General features: G+C 48.7%; 16 protein-coding genes. 9 read left to right on the forward strand and 7 right to left on the reverse strand.

Going from position 1 to position 19,938, the window contains the following annotated elements:
• Positions 1-12: 12 nt before the first annotated feature.
• On the reverse strand, positions 13-264 hold the full coding sequence (locus tag K300_RS0113125) for a hypothetical protein (protein WP_022852135.1): 252 nt from the start codon (positions 262-264) through the stop codon (positions 13-15).
• Between the two features lie 117 nt (positions 265-381).
• Between K300_RS0113125 and K300_RS0113130 the strand changes: the two genes are divergently transcribed.
• A complete protein-coding gene (locus K300_RS0113130) occupies positions 382-1,308 on the forward strand; it encodes an AEC family transporter (RefSeq protein ID WP_022852136.1) in 927 nt (308 codons plus the stop codon).
• Here the strand turns inward: K300_RS0113130 and K300_RS0113135 are convergent.
• Positions 1,289-1,558: a DUF167 domain-containing protein gene (locus K300_RS0113135; RefSeq protein ID WP_022852137.1), complete on the reverse strand. Its 270-nt coding sequence runs from the start codon at positions 1,556-1,558 to the stop codon at positions 1,289-1,291. The genes K300_RS0113130 and K300_RS0113135 overlap by 20 nt on opposite strands.
• A gap of 101 nt (positions 1,559-1,659) precedes the next feature.
• Here K300_RS0113135 and argC point away from each other — a divergent pair, with 101 nt between their 5' ends.
• Positions 1,660-2,664 carry an N-acetyl-gamma-glutamyl-phosphate reductase gene (gene argC / locus K300_RS0113140; protein ID WP_022852138.1) on the forward strand — a complete coding sequence of 335 codons (1,005 nt, stop codon included), beginning with the start codon at positions 1,660-1,662 and terminating at the stop codon, positions 2,662-2,664.
• A gap of 9 nt (positions 2,665-2,673) precedes the next feature.
• Positions 2,674-3,873 (forward strand): bifunctional glutamate N-acetyltransferase/amino-acid acetyltransferase ArgJ, encoded by a 1,200-nt coding sequence (gene argJ / locus K300_RS0113145; RefSeq protein WP_022852139.1) that lies wholly within the window; start codon positions 2,674-2,676, stop codon positions 3,871-3,873.
• Between the two features lie 455 nt (positions 3,874-4,328).
• Here argJ and K300_RS0113150 read toward each other — a convergent pair whose 3' ends face one another.
• From K300_RS0113150 to K300_RS0113160, 3 genes are all read right to left on the reverse strand, one after another.
• Positions 4,329-6,764, reverse strand: a complete 2,436-nt coding sequence (locus K300_RS0113150; protein ID WP_022852140.1) for a flagellin N-terminal helical domain-containing protein — start codon at positions 6,762-6,764, stop codon at positions 4,329-4,331.
• 367 nt (positions 6,765-7,131) lie between these two features.
• Complete coding sequence (locus K300_RS16445; RefSeq protein WP_022852141.1) at positions 7,132-7,518, reverse strand: flagellar protein FlaG; 387 nt, start codon at positions 7,516-7,518, stop codon at positions 7,132-7,134.
• Positions 7,519-7,589: 71 nt separating this feature from the next.
• The gene (locus tag K300_RS0113160; protein ID WP_022852142.1) at positions 7,590-10,025 is read right to left on the reverse strand and encodes a flagellin N-terminal helical domain-containing protein; all 2,436 of its coding nucleotides are present in this window, start codon (positions 10,023-10,025) and stop codon (positions 7,590-7,592) included.
• 761 nt (positions 10,026-10,786) lie between these two features.
• On the opposite strand from K300_RS0113160, the gene K300_RS0113165 reads away from it, so the two are divergent.
• From K300_RS0113165 to K300_RS0113175, 3 genes are read left to right on the forward strand one after another with little or no spacing between them, the layout of a single operon-like run.
• A complete protein-coding gene (locus K300_RS0113165; RefSeq protein WP_022852143.1) occupies positions 10,787-12,727 on the forward strand; it encodes a motility associated factor glycosyltransferase family protein in 1,941 nt (646 codons plus the stop codon).
• Positions 12,702-14,735, forward strand: coding sequence for a hypothetical protein (locus K300_RS0113170; protein WP_022852144.1), 2,034 nt, complete (start codon positions 12,702-12,704; stop codon positions 14,733-14,735). The genes K300_RS0113165 and K300_RS0113170 overlap by 26 nt, the downstream gene beginning before the upstream one ends.
• Before the next feature lie 2 nt (positions 14,736-14,737).
• Positions 14,738-15,250: an acyltransferase gene (locus K300_RS0113175; RefSeq protein WP_022852145.1), complete on the forward strand. Its 513-nt coding sequence runs from the start codon at positions 14,738-14,740 to the stop codon at positions 15,248-15,250.
• Here the strand turns inward: K300_RS0113175 and K300_RS0113180 are convergent, their stop codons facing one another.
• Positions 15,251-16,036: a methionyl-tRNA formyltransferase gene (locus K300_RS0113180; protein WP_022852146.1), complete on the reverse strand. Its 786-nt coding sequence runs from the start codon at positions 16,034-16,036 to the stop codon at positions 15,251-15,253.
• Entirely contained in the window at positions 16,033-16,986 is a 954-nt protein-coding gene (locus K300_RS0113185; protein WP_022852147.1) for a class I SAM-dependent methyltransferase, read from the reverse strand. The genes K300_RS0113180 and K300_RS0113185 overlap by 4 nt, the downstream gene beginning before the upstream one ends.
• Positions 16,987-17,091: 105 nt before the next feature.
• Between K300_RS0113185 and K300_RS15745 the strand changes: the two genes are divergently transcribed.
• From K300_RS15745 to K300_RS0113200, 3 genes are read left to right on the forward strand one after another with little or no spacing between them, the layout of a single operon-like run.
• On the forward strand, positions 17,092-18,282 hold the full coding sequence (locus K300_RS15745; protein ID WP_022852148.1) for a glycosyltransferase: 1,191 nt from the start codon (positions 17,092-17,094) through the stop codon (positions 18,280-18,282).
• Positions 18,275-19,009, forward strand: coding sequence for a polysaccharide deacetylase WbmS family protein (locus K300_RS0113195; protein WP_022852149.1), 735 nt, complete (start codon positions 18,275-18,277; stop codon positions 19,007-19,009). The genes K300_RS15745 and K300_RS0113195 overlap by 8 nt, the downstream gene beginning before the upstream one ends.
• On the forward strand, positions 19,003-19,917 hold the full coding sequence (locus K300_RS0113200; protein WP_022852150.1) for a methionyl-tRNA formyltransferase: 915 nt from the start codon (positions 19,003-19,005) through the stop codon (positions 19,915-19,917). The genes K300_RS0113195 and K300_RS0113200 overlap by 7 nt, the downstream gene beginning before the upstream one ends.
• Positions 19,918-19,938: the final 21 nt, after the last annotated feature.

Below are 19,938 nucleotides of genomic sequence, written 5' to 3' on the forward strand. Positions count from 1 at the left end.
ATTAAGGCAAAACTAAAGGAAGCTTACAGGCTTGATAGGCCTGTATGACTTCGGAACCTGAAGACTTTCAGGCGCCTGAAGACGGTATTTGTCCACAATCCTCACATCCTTGACCTGTCCGTCTCTATCGTAAAGAGTTACCTCATACTGGGTTACTGCCCTTGCATTCACCATGGAGCCGATAAGCCATGCAAGGCTTATAACGAAGGCAATGTACCAGTATTTAAGGCTTGAGCCGGTAAAAAAACGGCTAAATTCGGGCATAAATCCACCGCCAGTTTTAGTCTGTATTTATACGTCAACGGTATAAAAAATGCAAGCCTGCGCCCATCATTCTAACATCCTGTTCCCTTTCGTAGCGATATGCTGTATAAAAAATCTATGATTAAGATAATACTCATTGTCCTGCCGATATTTATCGTACTGCTGGTGGGGAGCTTCCTGAGAAGGGGGGGGCTCATAGATGAACAGTTCATCAAAACTTCGAACCGCCTTATTTTCAATGTCTGCCTCCCGGTGCTCCTCTTCTACAAGATATCCCAGGCGGATATCGGCAGCGTTCTGGACTGGCGGACAATAAGCATTATCGTTGTGTCGATCCTGCTGATGTTCATCCTCAGCTTCATATCCGGCAAGGCACTGGGGTTTGACAAAAAAGTTCTTGGAACCTTCGCAATGAACAACTTCCGGGCAAACTACGCATATATGGGCCTGCCGGTCAGCTTCTATGCCTACGGCGATCAGGGACTTATGTATGCCAGCGTTCTCATGGCAATCATCGTACCCTATGTTAACTTTATGTCTGTAATCGCCCTGAGCATTAGCTCACCCGGCGGTGAAAAAAGGAGCTTCGTCCCTTTCATAAAGAACACACTGCTCAACCCCCTCGCCATAGCCTGTGTGGCAGGTTTAGTAGTGGCGGCTCTCAACATCGGGATACCCGATTTCATAAACCGAACACTCGATATAATAAGCGGAGTAACCCTCCCCCTTGCCCTCTTCTGTGTGGGAGCAAGCATAAGTTTCGCCGCTCTAAAAGGTGATATAGCACCAACGGGGGCATCGCTTGTTATGAAGCTGATCGGCCTGCCACTTATCGCTTTTATCATCCTTAAAATATGGGGGATCGATCTGGATGTGGGCACAAAGACTATGGTCATAATGCTCGCCGCACCCTCAGCCACCGTGAACTATGTACTCGCCGCCACCATGGACGGAAGCCCCTCAGCCGCCAGCAGTACCATCGTCGCAACAACGACATTCAGCATATTCACCTTCGTTTTCTGGCTTAACCTTCTCGGCCTCTGAGGATTGAAAGCACCTCTTCGGGCTTCATATCTGCTTCTATTTCAATGGTTTTATATCTGGACATCGCACCGGAAACGATACTCACCGAGGATTTCGACAAACCAAGGGTTTTGGATACATATTTAATAACGGCCTTATTCGCAGCACCCTCCACAGGGGGAGCAGCTATCTTAATCTTCGGTACTCCGTCGAACTCTCCGACGTATCCATTCTTTTTTGAACCGGGCTGGACATAGATTGAGATTCTCATCCAGAGGAGCTTAGAACAAAACAGTTCCGTTTACAAGACCCGCAAAAAGTTGTACGATTCACACCAAAGAAGGGCTTGGAGCCCTGTTCAGGAGGATATATATGAAAGTATCGGTTATCGGAGCGACAGGCTACACAGGATTCGAACTGGTTAAGATCCTTCGCCGTCACCCCGGTTTCGAGATCGCCGATCTCACAAGCGACAGCAGTGCAGGGGAGACATACTCCTCAATCTACCCATCCCTGAGGGGCGTTGTGGATAATAAACTGGTCCCTAACGATTTCTCCGCTGTGGCAAACCGATGCGATGCAGTATTCCTCTGCCTCCCCCATGCCGCCTCACAGGAGGCCGCAAACTTCTTCCACTCCAGCGGTAAGAAGGTTGTGGATCTCAGTGCGGACTTCCGTGTCAGGGACAAAGAGACCTACGAAACAACCTACGGTGTTGAGCACAAATACCCTGAGCTACTCGAAAAGGCCGTTTACGGCATACCGGAGATCTACACCGAAGAGCTGAAATCAGCCGATATGATAGCAAACCCCGGATGCTACCCCACATCGGTGATAACACCCCTCTTCCCCCTCCTCAAGAAAGGGCTGGTTCAGAAGGATTTCATCATTGCGGACAGTAAGTCCGGCGTTTCCGGTGCGGGTAAGAAGCCTTCCTCAAAGACCCATTTCTGTGAGGTAGATGAGGATTTTAAGCCCTACGGTGTCTTCTCCCACAGGCACAATCCTGAGATAAACCATATCCTCTCAAGGGCTTCGGAAGATACCGAGGTAACCTTCACCCCCCATCTTTTACCAGTAATTAGAGGTATCGAAACCACCATCTACCTCAAGTCCGAGGTAAATGAGGAGCGGCTCAGGGAGTGCATAAAGGAATACTACAGCGGCAGAGCCTTCGTCCGCTTCATTGAGGACGGTTCCGCACCCTCCCTTGCCGGCATAAAGGATACGAACTTCATAGATATCGCCCTCTTCAAGAAGGGTGACATGGTCATTATTGTCAGCTGTCTCGATAACCTTATTAAAGGTGCGAGCGGCATGGCTGTACAGAACCTTAATATAGCGGCGGGTCTGGAAGAAACCGCCGGACTGATATAGGAGATTATCATGGAACATATAAAAGGCGCAGGCGTATGTACGCCCCTCGGCTTCACAGCCTCAGCGGTATCCGCTGATATCAAAGGAAACGGTAAAAACAGGAACGACTTCACCCTGCTGTACTCCGAGGTTCCGTTCAGAGCATCCGCCATATTCACAAAAAACAGGTTCAAGGCCGCTCCCCTCCTCTACTGCCAGGAAGTTATGGGCAAGGGGAAGGAATACTACGGCATTGCGGTTAACAGCGGCAACGCAAACGCATGTACAGGTGAAGCGGGTCTTGAGGACTGCAGGACCATAGCCGCCGCCCTTGAGGCTGAAATAGGCGTTCCCTACGGAAGCATTCTCCTCAACTCCACGGGTGTTATCGGCGTTCCGCTCCCCGTCGACAGGATGGTCGAAAAGACCGGCGAGCTTGTGGATGAACTGGATTCTTCCCAGTCCGACCTGTTCGCCGAAGCTATCATGACCACAGATTCCGTAAGCAAGGAATACTCTGTCCTGGTGGAAACGGATAACGGAGCATACGTCGTAGCCGGAGCCGCCAAGGGCGCAGGCATGATCGCACCCGGCATGGCAACAATGCTGGCATTCATAACCACCGATGCCATGGTTAATCAGGATCTCCTGGATGAGTCTATCAAGGAAGCGGCCGAGGATTCCTTCAACTCCATCACCGTTGACGGCGATATGAGCACGAACGATTCTGTCTACCTCTTCTCCAACGGCATGAGCGGAATCATCCCTAATAGGGACGAGTTCAAAGCCGCCGTGCTAAGGGTTTGTCTCGAACTGGCAAAGATGATCGTACGTGACGGCGAAGGTGCAACAAAGCTCTGCGAGGTTAATGTTAAGGGAGCAAAAAGCCCGGAGGATGCAGAGATACTGTCCTTCGCCCTTGCCAATTCACCCCTCTTCAAAACAATGCTCCACGGTGAAGACCCGAACTGGGGAAGAATCATGGCCACCATCGGCGCAAGCCGTGTTAACTGCGAGCAGGGTGAAGTGGATATTTACTTCGAGGACCTCAAATACGTCGAAGGTGGACTGCTTATCAACCCTGAACTCGAATCAAAAGCGGCAGAGATTATGAAGCAGGACGAACTTACGATAACCATTGACCTCAATGCAGGCTCCGACGCCCGCAAGGTGTACACCTGCGACCTCACAAGGGAGTATATCGCCATAAATGCCGATTACCGCAGTTAATGCGAAAGAGTATGTGGCGCATAAGCGCAAGACAAATATGTTAGTGACTTATTTCTAATATGATTATGTATGGAAAAGACTTAAGGGGTGCTTTTTAGGAACAAACCACCCCTTAACAACCCCTCAAAAACTCCTTTATCTATCTGAATATTTTTCCGTCCATGAAAGCTTATGCTAATCATGCAAATAAGGTTGCTACTCAACAGGCTTCCAGGGATGGAAGCCCTGAAGGCGAAGCTGAATTGAGCTCTGCCCAATTCACGAAGCCGGAAGTGCGAGAGGGCAAGGTCTCCTTGCCCGAACAGCAATGGAATTTCCATGGACGGGAAATTCCATAAATCAAATTAGCCAGGGAAATTCTCAGGATGATGAATTTCCCAGATAAATAAAAAGGCGGCCCCGAAAGGCCGCCCTTTTTATATGTATTAAGTTTACTGACTTGTCCCTTTTGAACCTTATCCGAGAAGCTGCAGTGCAAGCTGGGGAAGCTGGTTCGCCTGAGAAAGCATAGCCACGTTTGCCTGAGACAGGATCTGGTTCTTAGTGAACTTCGCCATCTCATCGGCAACATCAAGGTCACGAATCCTTGATTCGGCTGCAGTCAGGTTCTCTCTGGCAGTGTCGAGTCCTACCATGGTGTACTCAAGTCTGTTGATCTGAGAACCGATGGTCGCTCTAACTCCGGAAACTCTCTCAAGTGCCTTATCAAGCTTAGTGATGGACTCCTGAGCAAGCTCCTGGTCTACCATGTAAACATCGTCTATACCGAGTGCCTTAGTGTTAATCTCGGGGATGTTTGCAAGAACTGTCTGACCTTCGTTAGCACCGATCTGCATTTCCATGGCGTTGTCCACAAGGTGAAGCTTGATGTCTTCGGTTTCGCCTGTGGCGCTGAAGTTCATCGTTCTGTCACCCTGGTCCCAGCTGATATCGAGGCCGACGCTGCTGTCTACCTTAACATCAACACCCTGGATTACATCTCTGAGTGTGAAGTCGTTAACCGTATCGGAGCCTACTGTTTTACCAGTGTGTGCATCGGTAACCTTAACGTTAAGCTCACTGTTCTCGCCTTCCTGGATAGTTGCAAGGCTGAGTCCATCGATGAGTGCCTGGTCTCCGATGAAGGAGAGTCCGCTGTCCTCACCAAGCTTAGCAGTCTGGATTACGAATGTACCTGTCACAGCTTCGTTGGAGTTCGCAATGGTATCACCGCTCGCCACATAGTTTACAAGGTTGTTGTTAACATCTGTAGCTTCTGAGCTGGTGTCTACGCCTGCGCCCATACCGAGCTGATTTGAGATAGCATCTGTAAGCTTCTGCTCGAAGTCTGCAACTGTGTCGTAGCCTTCAAGGTAGATGGTAGCTTCCTTGCCGTTACCGAAAACTGTAAGCTCCTGAGTGTTATCGAAGAGGTTACGTCCGTCATCGGTGGTGAATCTGGCGATATCCTTAAGCATTGTTGTGGAAGTAGCTGCTTCTCCGCCGCCAACAACCTCAACGTTGAAGTCGCCTGTGGAAGTCTTGCCTGCATCACTGCTGTGGTCGCTGTCCTGCTCTTTGAAGTTAAGAACCATGCTACCCACATCAAGGTTGCCTGTTTCGCCGTTAAGCTCTGCGTAGTGTACGCTCACGTTGTTGTAGTCGATTGTGGAATCGCCGTTATCGTGAGTTGTCAGTGAGCTTGCGCCGGTGAATATAAGTGAGGGACCTGTCTGGTTCTGAGGTCCGCCGGAAACCTGAACTGTACCACCACCTGAGGATGAGAAGTTCGCAGTTTCCACACCCCTTGAGAGGCTGAAGAGTACCTTGTCACCACTCTGGATAGTACCTGTGTTGGATACGTTGAGGGTAACGGAAAACTCAATTGAAGCATCATCATTGTTTTTGAATGAGTCAGCCGCGTCACCGCCTGCTGCTGTATCAGTTCTGATGGTAACTGCTCCGCCTGAGGTTGAATAGGAACTTACTGTCTGCCAGTCGCTCACTTCACCGGTCTTGGCATCTACGAAACGTAAGCGGAAGTCGCCGCCCGCACTTGTGCCGCCGGAGAACTTGGAGAGTGACTCAACTTCGATATAACCGGAAGCAGAACCGGAAGTGGAAAGAGTTACATCTGTTACGAGGAACTCTGAACCGGACTGCTCATAGTAACCGAGTGTGCTCATACCTGATGCCACAGTTGCCGCAGTCTCACCGGAGCTTACTGTTACTGAGAAATAAGCTGTACCGGTTTTGGGCATAGTAGTGGGCTCGCTGACGAAGGTTACGTTAGTTTCGTTTGCACTAGCGCCGCCGCCTGTAACTATCTGAGCACCGATGGCGTCTTCGTTAAGGGTCATAACGTCTGACTTGTAAACAAAGTTTTTACCGGGATCAACTGTAACGTTAAGATTGTAGTTACCTTCTGCAACTTTATTCTTAACAGTTACGTCGATGTTGTCCTTGTCGGATGACCAAAGAGCTGTTGCGTCACCGTTAAGGAGCTTCTTAGTGTTGAATTCAGTGGATGTAGCAATACGATCGATCTCTGTCTTGAGCTGTTCCACCTCTTTCTGGATTTCGCGGCGGTCGTTTGTGGTGTAAACACCGTTACCCGCCTGAACTGCAAGCTCTCTCATCCTTTGAACCATGTTCTGGATGTTCTGCAGTCCGCCTTCAGCAGTTTGAAGAAGTGATATACCGTCCTGGGCGTTGAGTGAAGCTCTCTTAAGACCGCTAATCTGGCCCCTGAGTTTTTCAGAAATTGCAAGACCTGATGCGTCGTCGGAAGCGCTGTTGATCCTCAATCCGCTGGACAGCTTCTCAAGTGAATCTGCTACAGCATTGTTTGTTTGACCCAGGTATCTCTGAGCCGTAAGTGAAGGGATGTTGTTGTTGATATACATTGCCATGATTATACCTCCGTGTTTTCATGTCCGGCGTCCTTGCCGTTTTTGAAATTTTCTTTTTTGTTAGTTACTTAAGCTTGTTCAACAACTGTTCTAAGTCTGTATAAAATCTTACTGTATCCCGCTAAGAACACCTCCTGATCAGAAGCTGAGGCTGAATTTTGGACAAAAAAAAGGCCGATGCCGGACTGGTAAGTCCAAAGACATCGGCCTGATTATTTCAGTACCTGCTTCTATTCTTTTGTCACAAGTATTATCGTTCAGGTTTTGAAAAACTTTAGAGATCTAAACTACTGCTGTATGATCGTTTTATCTGATTGGAAAAATTGAAGAAAGGGGCCGGATGAGCCCGGACCCCTGAAAAAATATTTTAAAAAGTTTCATCATAAATCAGACCAACCATCTCCTTGATGTTCTTGGAGAGCCTTATCGCCTCCTCGGAGGGGATCTGCTTGATGATCTTATCCTCATCCTTATCGATGAGCTTTACGATAACCTCGTTCAGCTGCTCCTCCACCTTAAACTCGCGTTTAACGTTTATGGAGCTGAGGCTTTCGTTGAGAGTCTCGACGGCGGATTCAATATCCTTCATCTGAGACTTCTCCTCTTTTTTAGACACCTTCCCGGCAGCGTCGCCGGAAGTGCTTTGGTACTTGAGCTTCTGAGCTTGCGAAACACTCTGGTTCTGCTGTCCTCTTGCTCCGCTGCCGCTGTCAGGTGCATTTGTCTGGTTATAGTAAGTTCCTATCTCAACCATGCTACACCTACCTTGTAATTAACCGACCCGGCGGGAGGGGTCAGCCCTCCCCTGTCCGGACGGAATGGTTATTACCCTATCAGCTGGAGCGCAAGCTGCGGAAGTGCATTCGCCTGAGAAAGCATAGCCACGTTTGCCTGTGAGAGGATCTGATTCTTAGTGAAATCAGCCATCTCGGAGGCAATATCCAGATCCCTGATACGGGATTCTGCAGCTGTGAGGTTTTCTCTGGCGGTTTCAAGACCGACCATTGTGTACTCCAGTCTGTTGATCTGAGCACCGATTGTCGCCCTTACACCCGAAACAGTTTCAAGAGCTTTATCAAGCTTTGTTATAGACTCCTGAGCGAGTTCCTGGTCGATCATCAGAACGTCATCGATGTTCAGTGACTTAGTGTTGATCTGAGGAATATTCGCAAGGATTGTCTGCCCTTCGTTCGCACCGATCTGCATCTCCATGGCGTTGTCCACAAGGTGAAGCTTGATATCCTCGGAGGCGCCGCTTGCGCTGAAGGTTACCTCTCTGTTGGTGTTGTCCCAGTTGATATCGATGCCGACATCGCTGTCTATCTCAACATCAACACCCTGGATAACATCCCTGAGAGTGAAATCGTTTACGGTGTCTGTTCCAACTGTTTTACCGGTGTGCGCATCGGTTACCTCAACGGTAAGCTCGCTGCTTTCACCTTCCTGAATTGTTGCAACACTGAGGCCGTCGATGAGTGCCTGATCCCCGATAAAGGAGAGCCTGCTGTCCTCACCGAGCTGTGCGGTCTGGATAACGAACGTACCGCCAACAGCTTCGTTGCTGTTGTCTACGGTATCAGCGTCTGTTACGTAGTTCACAAGGTTGTTGTTAACCTCGGTGGACTCATCGCTGGTATCCGTAACAGCACCCATACCGAGACCCTTTACGATGGCATCGGTGAGCTTAGTTTCAAGGTCGGAAACCGTATCGGAACCTTCAAGATAGATTGTTGCTGAGGTTCCATTACCGTAAATGGTAAGCTCCTGAGTGTTGTCGAAGATGTTGCGTCCGTCATCGGTGGTGAACCTTGAGATATCCTTGAGCATTGTTGTGGACGTTGCCGCATCGCCGCCACCTTTAACTTCGATGTTGAAGTCGCCAGTGGTTGTCTTGCCGGCATCGCTGCTGTGGTCGCTGTCCTGCTCTTTGAAGTTAAGGGTAAGGTTACCCACATCAAGGTTGCCTGAATCGCCGTTAAGCTCTGCGTAGTAAACGCTCACGTTGTTGTAGTCGATGGTAGAATCGCCGTTGTCGTGGGTTGTAAGCGAGCTTGCACCGGTGAATATGAGTGTAGGTCCGTCTGCATTCTTAGGTCCGTCGGAGATCGATATTGTACCGCCGCCGGAGGATGAGAAATCTGCAGTTTCAACACCCCTTGAGAGGCTGAAGAGAACCTTGTCACCACTCTGGATTGTTCCAGTGTCTGAGGCGTCGAGGGTAATTGAGAACTCGATGGATGTTCCGTCGTTGTTCTTGAATGAGTCAACAGCATCGCCTCCAGCTGCTGTATCGGTTCTGATAGTTACAGCACCAGCTGTTGAGGAGTATGAGCTCACTGTCTGCCACTCGCTAACCTCACCAGTCTTGGCGTCTACGAAACGGAGACGGAAATCGCCCCCCGCACTAGTGCCGCTGGAGAACTTATCAAGTGCTTCAACTTCTACATAGCCCGATGCAGAGCCGGAAGTGGAGAGTGTTACATCTGAAACAAGGAACTCGGAACCGGACTGCTGGAAGTAGCTGAGCGTACTCATACCGGATGCAACGGTAGCTGCGGTTTCACCGGAGCTTACGGTTACTGTGAAATAGGATGTTCCGGTTTTGGGAAGACCTACGGGCTGGTCAACGAAGGTAATGTTGGTTTCGTTGGCACTAGCACCGCCCCCTGTAACGATCTGCGCACCGATGGCGTCTTCGTTGAGGGTCATAACGTCGGTCTTGTAAACGTAGTTTTTACCGGGATCAACAGTTACGTTAAGGTTGTAGTTGCCCTCGGCCACCCTTTCCTTAACAGTTACGTCGATGTTCCCCTTATCGGACGACCAAAGGGCCGTTGCGTCACCGTTAAGGAGCTTTTTTGTGTTGAATTCAGTGGAGGAGGCGATCCTGTCTATCTCAGACTTAAGCTGCTCTACCTCTTTCTGGATCTCGCGGCGGTCGTTGGTAGTATAAACACCGTTACCAGCCTGAACAGCGAGCTCCCTCATCCTCTGAACCATGTTCTGAATGTTCTGCAGACCGCCTTCAGCAGTCTGAAGAAGTGAAATACCGTCCTGGGCGTTCAGTGAGGCCCTTTTAAGGCCGCTAATCTGCCCTCTCAGTTTCTCTGAGATCGCAAGGCCCGATGCGTCGTCGGAAGCACTATTGATCCGCAGACCGCTGGAGAGTTTCTCGATGGAGTCAGATAACTTGCTGTTTGTCTGACCGAGATATCTCTGCGCAGTGAGCGAAGGGAGATTGTTGTTAATATACATAGCCATACTGTCCTCCTTGTGTGGCTTTGCTCAGTCGTCCTTGGCTGAGCGTCTTTAAGCATATCTACTTGTTATTCCCGGGCGTCGAATCCGGGATAACCCTGCTTAGTAGCCTCTTGCGTCGAAAGCTTCTATGCAGAACTCCACAAAAAAGAATTAAAATCCTTCTCTAAATACACCCCCTTAAACAAAAAAGACCGGATCGCCCCTATACATCTAGAAGCATCCGGTCTGATTGTTTCAGTACCTTAGTTATTCTCTTTTCAAACCCGGCGGCTTTAATTCCCAGTAAACTCCTTTACCGGCCTCCGGATATTTTTACCTGTTATCTCTATCGGTCGATCACTGCCCGTTCTTTAATAAAAAATGGAATATCTTGAAAAAAATATCATAAAGATCACTTTTGAAATATTTTAGAAAGGTCCATCAATCATTTAAGCAATAGCTATTTTTCTGATGATCAAAGCATGAAAACAAGAAGCCGATGATCGATGGTTCATATGCGGATCCAGAAACAGATTATGATCAGATATTTATGATCTGGACTCATCTTTATTGGTATTTATTATCATTTTTATTTGCTATCCCATCATTCTCTCCCCTTTCAAGATCTTCGGATACTTCGGAAAAAGCGTTCAGCGGCGTTGACTGTTAACCATGAATAGTCTAAGATCTTAATGGGATGCAGTGGTATAGCTCTGTATCTTGTGAAGGTTTTGCGAGCTTCGGCTTTCCCTTCATTTCTCCATAAAATACGGGGGTTTATGATGATAGAGAAGAAGAACTACCGTGCGCTCAAGGAGTGCAGACCCGAACTTTACCAGCTCATGCTCAAGACTAAGCGGAGCGACCGCTACAAGATGATCAACTCCGCCCACCCCAAGAAGTACCCTAACCTCATAAACCTGCGTACGAACACCATGTTCTATGAGAATAACGACCCCGTGGGGGCCTCCAGAAAGTCCATAATGGACAAGAAGATAAACGTGCCCCAGGTCTCCTATTTCCTAGGCATGGGACTCCTCTACAACATTTTCAACTATCTTGATATGTATAACTTCCACGACTGCACATACATAGTCATTGAAAAGGATGCAGAGCTGTTCCACCATATTCTGGAGTTCATCGATATCGAGCAGATCATCCGTGACCAGCGTGTTCACCTCATCGTAGGCAAGGATGTAAGCGAACTGTACCCCGTTATCAACGGCATTCTATTCAAGGGGGCAAACAAGTTCTACGCCAAGGCGCTCAACATCATAGAGGAGCCCGCCGCCTTCACCGCCCACAGGGAATACTATTCCGGAGTAATGCGCACCATTCGGGATGCCGTTCGCGAGGTTGTTCTCTTCTATGGTAACGATCCCCTCGACTCTCTTATTGGTATCGAGCACACCTTCATCAACATCAATGAGATAATAGACAATCCAGGGATTAAAGACCTCGAAGGGCGCTTCAAGGGGAAGCCGGGCATCGTAGTGGCAACCGGTCCCTCCCTTAATAAGAATGTCCATCTCCTCAAAGGTTTGGAGGATAAGGCCGTTATCTGCTCTGTGGACGCATCGATGCGTGTACTGAAGAATCACGGGCTTAAGCCCCATATGGTGACATCCCTCGAGCGTGTGGAAGCGACCAGCAGGCTCTTCGAGGAGATTACCGAAGAGGATGCGGAGAAGGTTTTTCTCGCCGCAGTCCCCGTTGTACACCCCAAAACCTATGAGAACTATCCCGGCGAAAGGATCGTTGTCTATAGAAACTTCGCAACCTTCCACTGGCTCGATATCAAGAAGGGTATTCTGGACATAGGCCCCTCATCTGCGAACATGGCCTTTAAGGTGCTGGAATTCCTCGGCTGTGATCCTATTATACTCATCGGGCAGGACCTCGCCTTTGGCCCCGATGAAACAACCCACGCCGAAGGAAGTACCTACGGCGAAAAGGAGGAGCAGTACTCCAAGCCGGACAGAACGCTCACCGTGGAGGGTAACTTCGTTCCCGAGATCAAAACATCAGTGGTCTGGAACGCCTTCCTTAAGTACTACACCAAGGATGTGGCAAACTACAGCGGAACCGTGATCAACGCCACCGAAGGGGGAGCAAAGATCCACGGAACCAAGCTGATGACATTCGCCGATGCCATCGACAAACATATAAAAGACCAGCCTTCCATGGATGTCTATCAGATGATAAAAGGTGATCTTGAGGAGATAACCGATGAGCTCCGTGAGGAGCACAGGGATATCACCATGGAGCGGGTTGATGAGAGTATAGAATACTGCGAAGACGTTATGCACCGCTTCTACGAGGGCTATAAGATCGGCGATGAATACGTTGAGAAGGTCCTCAAACCCTATGAAGATGGGGAGCCCTACAACATGGAGCTCGGCATGAGCATGTTGAAGGAGCTTGAGAAGACGATGCAGATCTTCAACGAGCAGAAGTTCTTCAACATACTGATGCACTATGTGCAGTCCTACTATATCAAGTCTGTCATTGACATTCAGGGTGTACGTGCAGGGCATGAGGAACAGCACATAAAGAATAACAAGGTGATGTCCATTCTCCGGGATCTCTTCGGGGTTATGGTTGAGCTGATCAAGAAGATGCTCCAGCTTCTGCATATCCTCAAACAGATACTTGAGATCACCAGCGGAAAAAATACTGAAAAGGATAATGATACTGATGAGCGAACAACAACAGAGAATTAACTACCCCGCCGATGCAGTGGCGGAGATCAAGAAAGGGAACTACTCAAAATTCTACGAAATGGCGGTGAACATATCCGCAGGACTTAAAGAGGAGATGCTTAACGGCTACCTCATCTCCACCATGCAGACCCTCGGCGAATTCAAGATGGTTGATCCTAACTATGCCGAGATGAATACCAAACTTATCCACGCCATGCGTGAAAACATTCTTATACCTATGGTGGCTGCGAACAAGTTTAAGCCTGAGCTCGGACTCATAGCCCGCATGGCGGACATGCTGGGTATCTATCCCGAGGAATCGGAGAACTCAAAGATTATCAAGGATAGGCTTGTTGAGGAGCTGGGCAAAAAACCGGAGCCTATGAACAGGATAATCTTCGCATCGATCCTCTATCTTCTGCGGGCTGTGGAAGGAACAGAAGGGGCAAAGAATGAATTTATAAAAGAGCTTAGGGACTGCCCCACCCATGCCCTTAAAGCCGGAGATAAGAATAACTCACCCGTTTTTACCCAATACATACTCCACGCCTTTACTTCGCCGAACGTAACCCTCGGGATATTTAAGGATATCCTTACCTCAGATGAAGCAAAGGATTTCAGCGAAAGGGAGAAGGTTAACCTTCTCGGATGGTTCCACGCCCTCTTTATAGAGTCCTTCGGGCTTAAGAAAGAATACCTGGATCTGTATCCGGTCTTTGCAGAGATGCTGAAGAGCGCAGTCCAGAATGAGCACCTTGATCTCGCCTTCTTCCTGCAGGAGATAATGAACCGGATGCACCGCAACCCCGGCTTTGAAACCGAGGAATCACCCAATGAAATAATAAAGCCTCTCTATGAGGATATAAGGGAGAAGCAGGCACTCAAACCCGCCAAGGAAGCGATGGCTGAGGATGAGGCATTAAGGATCGTATTCATATCAGACGGAATCGGCCTTGAGCCGGACAGCCGCCTGATATTCTCCCTGCTCAAGGGGATCAAGGAGAATTACGGTTCTGAGGCTGAATTCTCCGTAATAAACGTGGACAGCGGAACGGGTAACGCCACCCATGAACCCGCCGAGAGACTCTTTTCAACAGGCGGATTCCCCCCGCTTAACCTGCACAGGGCAACATCCTCCGGTGAAAAGGGGCGTGAGCATTCCAGATACCGCAAGGCACTCAAGCTCTGGACAGAGTTGTCCGATAAAAAACCCGATGTCGTTGTGGGAATGGGGGGTTCAACCGCCCTTGAGTTCGTATTCTCACTCCGTGCTGCGCCGAAACAGATCTATATAGGACCCAAGGGATTCCGTCCGGAAAATACGGATGTTACAGCGGTGTTCACCCAGGAAAGAGTCCTCAAGGAGGAGACCGGCGACAGGGCGATAATCCCCAGACTCGCAAAGGAGCTTTTCCAAAAATACCCCTCAACTCAGGCGGGGGAGATAAAGAAGAAATACTCAGATAAAAAGATCATACTGGGCGGACTCGCCTTCACACTGCAACAGGGGAGCTCGGAGTATCTTTCCGCACTTGCAGAGATACTTAAAAACAACCCCGACGCCTTCATACTCTTCGCTGGTCCCGCTCATTCAGATGCTATTAAACGTGAATTCGGCAAACTGGGCTTCGCCGAGCGCATCGCCTTCGAGGATATACAGCCCCAGGACTACATGGAAGTTGTTGATGTCATGCTGGACCCCTACCCGATGAGCGCATTTGATATGGTTATCATGGCGAGGGTAAAGGGTCTCCCCGTTATCCGCATGGAGGGCTCAAGGTACTACGACCCCACGGGCAAGGATGAGCGTGCCGTTGCGGCGGAAGGGTTCGATGAGGATCCCGAAAAGAACCCCAGCAGACTCTGCTTCCCCCAGAACCCGAAGGAGTATGTGGAATACGCTGGCATCCTCATCAACGATGACGACGCCAGAAAGGCTGCGGGTGAATTCGGCACGGTTCTTGGTGATAAGATAATGTTCCACCCTGAAGAATCCGCCAAAGATTTCATGGACATCGTTAAGGGATAGGTATGAGCATAATAGAGGATTTCCTTCACGGTCTAAGGGAGCGTATCGCCTCTAAGAAGAGGGATTACAACCGCATACTCCCATCCGGCGACTATCTTATGGACCGCTGGGAGAAGGCACGTCTTGCAGGCTTCGGTGAGGGAACCTCTATTTACGACAGCTCGGTTGTGATCGGGGATGTCCGTGTTGGGAAGAACACATGGATAGGCCCCTTCACAGTCCTGGACGGTTCGGGAGGCCTTAGTATCGGGGATAACTGTTCTATCTCCGCTGGTGTGCAGATATACTCCCACGATTCTATTAAATGGGCGCTTAGCGGGGGCCAGGATGATTATGAGTACGCCGAAACGAGTATCGGCAGCAACTGCTACATAGCACCAAATGTGATTATTCAAAGGGGAGTGACGATAGGAGACGGGTGCATAATAGGTGCAAACAGCTTCGTTGCATCAAGTATTCCTGCCGGACACAAGGCCTATGGAAATCCTGCCAAAGCTTTTCCCATAGAGGACTGACTAGCCCCTTTCCCTATCCTTTCTCAAGCGGCCGACCTCTTCCATGGAAAGGTAGCAGTCGACATACACCCTTTCCCCCTCCTTTTCATAGTATGCACCCCTTAAAGGTTTAACCTGAGCCCTTATGAGATTGAAGATCCCCCTGTCCGTCATTGAATCAAAATCTATGCAGGGGTAATCGGGTGTGAGTCTGGGGTTCTTGGTGGCCCGGCTATCGTCCTGCTTTGTTCCTTCGGGCTTCTCTCTCAATAAAGCCGGAACAGTCCTGCTCAAAAGGTCGAAGGCTCTCTGCTTCAAGCGCTCATTCAAGCTAACCCATGTATCCGTTTCCCTGATCTCTTCCCTTGCAGATGAAATAATCTCGCCTTCGTCAAAGCCTTCGCTCATCCGGTGTATTGTAACCCCTGTAACGCTCTCATCACGTATAATTGCCCACTGGACAGGGTTTGGTCCTCTGTTGAGCGGGAGTAGCGCATAATGGACATTGTATGCCCTGCCGCCGAAGAGCTCCAAGATATCACCCCTTATGAGCATGGAGTAAGAGTTGCATATGAGCACATCCGCTCCGCATTCCTGAACCCTGCGGGAGAACTCGGTATAATCAGGCGTATTGTACTTCGGCTGAATGATTAGCTGAGCATTCGACTGTGCGGATAGCTCCTCGAGCTCATTGATATACCGGGGGCGCACCGAGGCACCGACGATTCCGCAGATACTCTCCACCGGAATAAGCTCCATAAGCTGGGATACGCCGAAACTGTCACCCACAAGAAGAACTTTTGTCATATCTTACCGAATCTTCCGCTATAGCATGCAGGTTCAGTATGAAAATAAAGTGCTTTCAGGAAATTCCTCTCCGCCATCTCCATAAACTCTTCCCTGCTGTATCTGTCCGCCTTGGCGGGTGAATACCAGTCGAAATTGATCATCACAGAAGATTCCTCACCAAGCTCCTCATTCCAGTAACATTTAAAGAAGTTCCAGTACAAAAACCTCTGCAGATCATACTCACCACCTTCGATTCCGAGAGCCGGTATGTCCGGCACGTTTATCTTTGCATCAAGCCCGCTTAAAACCCTGCCGAGTTCAGTCATTTGTTTAGAAAACTCCCATAGCTCTTCCTTGGTGAGGTTCATGCATTCCTCCCTGAAATACGTATCAAGGAGCTCTCTGGGTATCGCTTTTTTACGGTATACATAACATGCAAACTCACCATCAGGGCTGAGGAGAGAGGCGAGTTCATCAAAGGTTATACCAGGGTCAGTGGTATGATGCAGAACCTGATCACAGCTCACATAATCCACAGCACCACTGTGTATCCCCGTGTCTGCTATATCACCTTTAACAAAGTGCAGGTTTTCATAACCGCCATATCTCTCCGATGCCACCTCGATGGAGGAGGATATATCCATCCCGATTATGGTAGTATCCGGTGCCATTTCTGCAAACCAGGCGCTTTTATGCCCCAGCCCGCATCCGGCGTCAAGAACAACCGAGCAGCTGCGCAGATATTCACCTAGCGATGCCTCGCTGTCAAAACCGTAAAGCTCAAGATACCAGCGTTTTTGCATCTCATAGTATCTCTTTTGGGCGGCTTCATTCTCTTTGGAGTATACAGTCCACTTCTCACCAAATGATTCCCCTGTCTGCTGCTGGATGACGCAGTCCACAGAATCCACTGCTGAGCTGTAACCTCCACAGTCTGCTAATTCTCTATAGAATATTTCTGAAAGCATTTCTTCTCCTGTATATACCTTGAGAATAAAAAGGTATTATCATCTTATATATTCGGCTATATTGCCGATATCTATACTGCCAAATACATCCGGAGGATTTGGTTTATGCCTAAACAGGGCAAGGTCCTTTTTTTTGGCCTAAGCTACTATCATACAAACAACATTGCCGATGAGATGCGCAAAAGGGGTTGGCGAGCAGACACCCTTAACTTCGACGACTGCGCAGACAACAACATCTTCTACCACGGAGAGGACTTCAAGTTCACCTACAACGGTATAACAGACAACCTTAAACACCTGGCATTCTATATTAAATCACTCAAAGACTACGACATCTTCCATTTCTCCAACATGGGTGGAATAAAGATGCTCCAAGACTGGTACAGGCTGGGAAACAGGATACCGTTCCTCCCCGAGTACTGGGATATAAAGCTGCTCAAGAAACTTGGCAAAAAGATAGTTTACTCCAACAACAGCTGCCACGATGGCCTACTCCAAAGCACCTTTGCACAGCAGGGATACTTCAACACATGCTCCATCTGCCGGTGGAAGGATGTACCAAAGGTTTGCTCAGATGAAAAAATGAAGCACTGGGGGGAGTACAGAAACTCTGTGGTGGATTTTCATGTACACAACGGAGGACACAAGGCGGACTACAACCTGCATCCTTCAACACATGACGTACCGGAGTTCTACTGCCTCGACAGCGAAGTTTGGAATCCGGATCTACTTATACCGTCAAACTACCGGTTGAGCATATCCGAGGATACAGTGAAGATATACCATGCTGTCGGGCTGTATAATCAGCGTACCAAAGGCAATGTGAACGCCAAAACCAGCCACATAATCATACCATCCATCGAAAAACTCAAGAAGGAAGGGCACAACGTTGAACTGATTTTCGTAAACGACGTGCCCAACAAGCATGTTAAATACTACCAGATGCAGGCGGATATAGTTGCCGATATGCTCACCTATGGATGGTTCGGGGCAAACATACGTGAGGCGATGATGCTTGGCAAACCGTGCATCTGCTACATAAACCCCGAATGGCGGGATAGTATCGGAGAAAGCATACCGGAGTACGCCCGGGATCTCCCTATTGTGAGCGCTACAGTAGACACCTTCTACGACAGACTCAAGGAACTCGTTGTCGATGCAGAAAAACGTAAAGATATCGGCAGAAGGAGCAGAGCCTTCGCCGAAAGGTGGCACTCGAAGAAGAGTGCGGGTGAGATATTCGAAAGGATTTACACATCCCTCATCAAGAACAAGGAGTTCCGCAGAAATGGTTAATCTTGACTCAGACAAAGAGTTCCTCATAACACTTGACACTGACTGGGCATCGCCGGAGATCCTAGGTTATGTATCCGACCTGCTCAAAGAATTCCGAACCTCCGCCCATTGGTTTATAACCGACAATGGTTTTCGTGAAGCAGGCATAAACGATGCCCCCCTTTTTTCCATCGGAATACACCCGAATATGATGGAAGGATCCACCCAGGGGAGGAGCGTGAAAGAGGTATTCGACTATCTACTTAATCTCGCCCCCGATGCTGAATCCATGCGCACTCACTCCCTTTTCCAGTCCACTCCTTTTTTCTCAGAAGTTATTGAGCACTACCCGCAGATTAAAACAGATCTGTCCTGCTACACCCCCTTCAATCCAAACCCGAAACCCTTTAACCTTCATCTGGACAACGGTTCAATCTGCAGGCTCCCCTACATATGGGAAGACGACCTGAACATGTATATGCCGGAGAGTGACAGGTTCCTCAAATGGGGAGCCTTTACCCCCGAAACTACCTTCATTACCACAGATTTTCATCCGGTGCACATTGCACTGAATTCAGCTGATATGTCCGCCTACAAAAGAATGGTTTCAGAGCACAGTCTTTCATCTGTAGATCTTAAAACCCTCAGGAAATACAGGAATAACAGTGTCTACGGAACGGAAGACTTCCTTCGTGATATTCTGAGCCAATGCCGCAGCGTTTCGCTTAGGGAGGTGACGGCATGCTGAGGGTCGGTTTCATGGGCAGAACCTCTTTCATGATGAATACGATACAGCTTATTCATGAATCAGGGTTTCCCATCGCTTTTATTGCAACGGCACCCGCCGCCCAGGAATACATTGTAAATGAACAAGATTTTCAGGAAACTGCTGGCAGACTGGGTGTGCCCTTCTACGGAAAGGAGATAGGCTCCGGGGAAATATCCAGATTATCTGCAGACATTATACTAAGTGTTAACTGGCCGAGGATAATCGGTGATGAACTGATAAGTTCTGTACCCCTCGGCATATTGAATGCACACTTCGGGGATCTCCCTAAATATCGCGGGAACGCATGCCCGAACTGGGCGATTATCAATGATGAAGACTATATTAACCTGTCTATCCATAGGATGATGGCTGGCGAGCTGGACTGCGGCTATGTACTGGCCGAAAGGAAGATTAAAAACGACGATTCCCTTTATATAAAGGATATATACGAATGGGGGGAGGAAGCTATCCCCGAAGCGTTCCTTGAGACAGTGAAGTTGCTTTCAGAAAACAGCAAATTCCACATACGCTACGCCGATCCTCAATCCAAGGATGCAATGAGGTGCTACCCGAGAAACATAGAGGATGGACGAATAAACTGGACGCACAGCTCCACTGAAATACTACGTCTAATAAGAGCCTCTGGAGAGCCCTTTTACGGTGCGTTCTGTCACTATAATGATGAAGAGATAATTATAACAAGGGCAAAGCTTTATGACGATAAGGAAAACTACTGCGCCATGCCCGGTCAAATAAGCCTTGTTGACGAAAGGGGTGTTGTTGTTATCACAGGAAAAGATAAACTCCTAATCACAGAAATAAAGCACAATGGTGAAAAAAAGCACCCCTCCAGTGTAATCAGAGGAATCAGAAAAAGACTTACCTAAAAGGGTAATGATCATATATTA

The sequence above is a fragment of the Limisalsivibrio acetivorans genome, assembly GCF_000421105.1.
In the GTDB taxonomy this organism is placed as follows: Bacteria; Chrysiogenota; Deferribacteres; order Deferribacterales; family Geovibrionaceae; genus Limisalsivibrio; species Limisalsivibrio acetivorans.

What these genes read in the sequence shown, in the direction of transcription:
- K300_RS0113125 (WP_022852135.1), bottom strand. Translation starts at nt 264, where the DNA reads ATGCCCGAATTTAGCCGTTTTTTTACCGGCTCAAGCCTTAAATACTGG.
- K300_RS16445 (WP_022852141.1), bottom strand. Translation starts at nt 7,518, where the DNA reads ATGGTTGAGATAGGAACTTACTATAACCAGACAAATGCACCTGACAGC.
- K300_RS0113175 (WP_022852145.1), top strand. Translation starts at nt 14,738, where the DNA reads ATGAGCATAATAGAGGATTTCCTTCACGGTCTAAGGGAGCGTATCGCC.
- K300_RS0113165 (WP_022852143.1), top strand. Translation starts at nt 10,787, where the DNA reads ATGATAGAGAAGAAGAACTACCGTGCGCTCAAGGAGTGCAGACCCGAA.
- K300_RS0113200 (WP_022852150.1), top strand. Translation starts at nt 19,003, where the DNA reads ATGCTGAGGGTCGGTTTCATGGGCAGAACCTCTTTCATGATGAATACG.
- argJ (WP_022852139.1), top strand. Translation starts at nt 2,674, where the DNA reads ATGGAACATATAAAAGGCGCAGGCGTATGTACGCCCCTCGGCTTCACA.
- K300_RS0113170 (WP_022852144.1), top strand. Translation starts at nt 12,702, where the DNA reads ATGAGCGAACAACAACAGAGAATTAACTACCCCGCCGATGCAGTGGCG.
- K300_RS0113135 (WP_022852137.1), bottom strand. Translation starts at nt 1,558, where the DNA reads ATGAGAATCTCAATCTATGTCCAGCCCGGTTCAAAAAAGAATGGATAC.
- K300_RS15745 (WP_022852148.1), top strand. Translation starts at nt 17,092, where the DNA reads ATGCCTAAACAGGGCAAGGTCCTTTTTTTTGGCCTAAGCTACTATCAT.
- K300_RS0113185 (WP_022852147.1), bottom strand. Translation starts at nt 16,986, where the DNA reads ATGCTTTCAGAAATATTCTATAGAGAATTAGCAGACTGTGGAGGTTAC.
- K300_RS0113150 (WP_022852140.1), bottom strand. Translation starts at nt 6,764, where the DNA reads ATGGCAATGTATATCAACAACAACATCCCTTCACTTACGGCTCAGAGA.
- K300_RS0113195 (WP_022852149.1), top strand. Translation starts at nt 18,275, where the DNA reads ATGGTTAATCTTGACTCAGACAAAGAGTTCCTCATAACACTTGACACT.
- K300_RS0113160 (WP_022852142.1), bottom strand. Translation starts at nt 10,025, where the DNA reads ATGGCTATGTATATTAACAACAATCTCCCTTCGCTCACTGCGCAGAGA.
- argC (WP_022852138.1), top strand. Translation starts at nt 1,660, where the DNA reads ATGAAAGTATCGGTTATCGGAGCGACAGGCTACACAGGATTCGAACTG.
- K300_RS0113180 (WP_022852146.1), bottom strand. Translation starts at nt 16,036, where the DNA reads ATGACAAAAGTTCTTCTTGTGGGTGACAGTTTCGGCGTATCCCAGCTT.
- K300_RS0113130 (WP_022852136.1), top strand. Translation starts at nt 382, where the DNA reads ATGATTAAGATAATACTCATTGTCCTGCCGATATTTATCGTACTGCTG.